Source organism: Frankia sp. CoWAU3 (assembly GCF_977971855.1).
Genome location: NZ_CDWWXB010000208.1, coordinates 2,972 through 6,438, shown reverse-complemented (window position 1 = coordinate 6,438; position 3,467 = coordinate 2,972). Strand labels below are relative to the sequence as shown.

Genomic DNA, 3,467 nt, shown 5'->3' with positions numbered 1-3,467 from the left:
CTCCTACATCAACGAGCGGGTGAAGGAGTTCACCGCGGCGGGGCAGCCGGTCGTCAGCGTCGACACGAAGAAGAAGGAAGTTCTGGGCGACTATGCCGTCGCCGGTCGGGAGTGGCATCGCAAGGGGCAGCCGGTGCGGGTCCGCGCTCACGACTTCCCGGAGAAGGGCGCGCAGAAGGCGGTGCCGTATGGGGTCTACGACCTGGCCGCAGACTGAACTTGCCCCGGTTCCGTGCACAGGTCGGGCTTTTGAAGCTCCGGGAATTCGTGGATCCTGTACCAGCTCGATCTCTGGATCGTATCCATTCAGGATACAGGTTCCAGCACCCCTGAATGGATACCTTCCCGTCAGAGACACGGAGGCGGCCCGGTGGTTCTCGTGGTCGTTCCCGGCGCGCGCGCACGCCTGTCGTGGTCGTTCCCGGCGCGAGGCGGCAGGTCGGTGTGACCCGACACCGCCGGGGCATCCCGTCAGGGTGAGCAGACACACCCGTCGGCGTCGAACCGACAGCAGTCAAACCGACAGCAGTCGGGCTGACGGCAGTCGGGCTGACGGCAGTCGAACCGATCGGATGAGCGGGAATCGTCCGGCCGGGGGGCGCCGAGAGGACGACCGCACGCAGCCCGACCTCGACGACACGACCGCTGACGCGGTCGGCAAGCTCAGCGAGGCGCTGGAGTGGGTTGAACGGGCCCGCGGGGCGCTCTACGAATTCCATCAACTCTCCGGGCGGGCCGATCTGATCCTCGCGGAGGCGATTAGCGGTCTGGAAGACGCCGGCCACCCCCAGCTGGCTTCCTATGTGCGCCGGGAGCTGCACGGACGCAACGTCCTCGACGGGCGGTGGACCTTCCAGATCATCGAGGAGTACGACGACATCTACTACCGCCCCTTCGTTGCCGTGGACGAACAGGTCCGGCTGCGGCTCACCGGTGGGAGGCGCCACGTCCACGAGGCTCGCATGAAGGCTCAGGAGCGGGCCCGCGCCGGTCGGGACCTGTGGGGCCCGGGCGCCTGACCTACGGTCCACCGAGCGTCCACAGCGGGACGACCGGTGGACCGCGGCTCCGGGCCTGAAGGCAACCTGCCGGTGAGTTCAGGCATTCCGATGATCACAGATAGTCAGATGATCACGGCTTCAGAGCTCATGCCGACGGAGATCGCACCTCCGGCGGGCTCAGGCGTCCCGACGCTTGGCCAGGACGAGCCCGATGGCGAACAGGCCGAGGCAGATCGCGGCGAAGTACACCAGGGAGCCCCAAGGGCCGAAGGGCATCCCCTTCACCACGGGCGGCCCGTCGGAATGCTCCACCTGCCCGGCGACGATGAAGTTGTCGCCGTTGACAAACGGCAGCCAGTGCTGGATGTGGCGACCGACCCGGGGGATCGCCGGCAACAGGCTCTCCGCCAGGAACAGGTAGACGAGCATGATCACGATCGCGCCCGCCGACTGCCGGATGATCAGACCCAGAGCCAAGGCAAAGATCGCCGCGAACAGGTAGACCAGACCGACACCGAAGACGTTGCGGTACTCCTGCGCCGTGTCCAGGGCCAGGGGGGCATCCGGCCTGATCAGCTTGGCGACGCCCCAGGAAGCGAAGGCGGTGAGCTCGCCGACGGTCCCCGCGAGCAGGGCGACGACGACGGCCTTCGCGAGCAGTGCCGGCGTCCGGGTGGGCACCGCGAGGAACGTGGACCGGATCGTGCTGAAGCGGTACTCGGTGGTGACCGCCAGCGCGGCCATAACCATCATCACCACGAGGCCGAAGTTGTAGGCGAACTGGGTGACGTTCGGGGTGAGGTCGGCGAGGTCGTTATCGCTGGTCGCCGCCGCGAAGATCGAGGTCAGCCCCACGGTGAGCGCGGCCGCCAGGATCATGCACCACCACGGTGAGCGGGTCGAGAACAGCTTGATCCGCTCGACGGTGAGCAGTGTCATCGTCCAGTCCCTCCTCGTGCCGCCTCGGCCGAGGCCGACGAACCGCCACCGGCATCCACGCCACCGGCATCCACGCCACCGGCATCCACGCCACCGTCGACCGACTGGCGGGGTGTCCCGGCCAGTGGACCGGCGGCAGTTCCCGCCGGCACGGGCCCCGGCGGAGCACCTGTCGCCGACCGGCTGTCGCCCGGCCCCGGCGTCCCGGCGTGGTACTCCACCTCGCCGCCGGTCAGTTGGATGAACGCCTGCTCCAACGAGCCGCGCTGCGCCGCCAGCTCGTGCAGGACGAGCCCGATCCGACCGGCCAGCTCGCCGACCTGCTCGGTGCTGCTGTTCGACACGAGGAACGCCGCCGGACCACCGTCGCCGGCGGCGACGTCTCGAACCGCGAGGCCCTGACCGGTCAGCACGCCACGCAGCCGCTCCATCTCCGGCCCGCGGACCCGGACCGCCGACTCGGACGCCATGTCGATGAACGCATGGGTACTGGTCTGGGCGATCAGCCGCCCGCGACCGATGACGACGAGCTCCTGGGCGGTCAGCGCCATCTCGGACAGTAGATGACTAGAGACGAAGATCGTCCGGCCCTCGTCCGCAAGTCGATGCATGAACTGACGAATCCAGAGGATTCCTTCCGGGTCCAGCCCATTCACGGGCTCGTCGAAGAGAAGGACCTGCGGGTCACCCAGCAGGGCCGTCGCGATCCCGAGACGCTGTGCCATCCCGAGCGAGAAGCCACCCGCCCGCTTGCCGGCGACCGAGGTGAGCCCGACGATCTCCAGGACCTCGTCGACCCGCTTCCCGGGAATTCGGTTCGCCGCGGCCATCCACCGCAGGTGCGAGCGGGCGGAGCGGTTGGGATGCACCCATTTCGCTTCCAGCAGCGCTCCGACCTGGCGGAGTGGTTCCTTCAGCTCGGCATATCGCTTACCGTCGATACGGACCTGGCCTGCGCTCGGATTGTCGAGCCCCAGGATCATCCGCATTGTAGTGGACTTTCCCGCACCATTCGGCCCCAGGAAACCGGTCACCTTGCCTGGCTGCACCGTGAAGGACAGGTCGTTGACGGCGACCGTACGTCCGTACCGCTTGGTGAGCCCTTGCGCCTCGATCATTCCCCTCCTTGCCGTGGAACATCACTATGTCGGGATGACGGACCGGACCCGGGCTGCTGCCCGCTCGGTAGGACCCGCCGACGGCAGGCAGGTAGGCAGGTAGGCAGTTGCACCGACCGGCCGCGCCTCCCCCGGTTGGCATCATCGTCGCGGAGCACCCACCATCGAGCCAGCCGCTATCGGCCGGCGGAGTGTCATCCTGCCGACAGGAAACAGGCCGTGAACCCGCAGAAGATTTTCCAGCACCGCGCCGAAATGCACGGTGACGTCACGCTCACCGTTGGTCCAGGCCCGCAGCTTGCCCGAGGCGACGTTCAGTATGCTAACCAATCGCCCAGGGCGGACCGTCGGGGATGGACCGGCTACCAGCCGAGGTGGCACCCGCTCGGCTCGCCGGCGGATCAGCCGG

General features: G+C 67.9%; 3 protein-coding genes and 2 pseudogenes. 2 read left to right on the top strand and 3 right to left on the bottom strand.

All coding sequences use genetic code 11. The features are described 5' to 3' along the window. Together AC08ON_RS15405 and AC08ON_RS15400 are read left to right on the top strand one after the other, a co-directional pair. A pseudogene (locus AC08ON_RS15405) lies at positions 1 to 214 on the top strand (ISAzo13-like element transposase-related protein); the annotation flags it as partial. A 358-nt stretch (positions 215 to 572) separates the two neighbouring features. Then, positions 573 to 1,019 carry a hypothetical protein gene (locus tag AC08ON_RS15400; protein WP_476608187.1) on the top strand — a complete coding sequence of 149 codons (447 nt, stop codon included), beginning with the start codon at positions 573 to 575 and terminating at the stop codon, positions 1,017 to 1,019. A 159-nt stretch (positions 1,020 to 1,178) separates the two neighbouring features. Here the strand turns inward: AC08ON_RS15400 and AC08ON_RS15395 are convergent, their stop codons facing one another. The 3 genes and pseudogenes from AC08ON_RS15395 to AC08ON_RS15385 form a co-directional block, all read right to left on the bottom strand. Then, complete coding sequence (locus AC08ON_RS15395) at positions 1,179 to 1,940, bottom strand: ABC transporter permease (protein WP_476608186.1); 762 nt, start codon at positions 1,938 to 1,940, stop codon at positions 1,179 to 1,181. Further along, positions 1,937 to 3,058 (bottom strand): ABC transporter ATP-binding protein, encoded by a 1,122-nt coding sequence (locus tag AC08ON_RS15390; RefSeq protein WP_476617215.1) that lies wholly within the window; start codon positions 3,056 to 3,058, stop codon positions 1,937 to 1,939. The genes AC08ON_RS15395 and AC08ON_RS15390 overlap by 4 nt, the downstream gene beginning before the upstream one ends. Positions 3,059 to 3,199: 141 nt before the next feature. Then, positions 3,200 to 3,467: pseudogene (locus AC08ON_RS15385) on the bottom strand (hypothetical protein); the annotation flags it as partial.

What these genes read in the sequence shown, in the direction of transcription:
- AC08ON_RS15400 (WP_476608187.1), top strand. Translation starts at nt 573, where the DNA reads ATGAGCGGGAATCGTCCGGCCGGGGGGCGCCGAGAGGACGACCGCACG.
- AC08ON_RS15395 (WP_476608186.1), bottom strand. Translation starts at nt 1,940, where the DNA reads ATGACACTGCTCACCGTCGAGCGGATCAAGCTGTTCTCGACCCGCTCA.
- AC08ON_RS15390 (WP_476617215.1), bottom strand. Translation starts at nt 3,058, where the DNA reads ATGATCGAGGCGCAAGGGCTCACCAAGCGGTACGGACGTACGGTCGCC.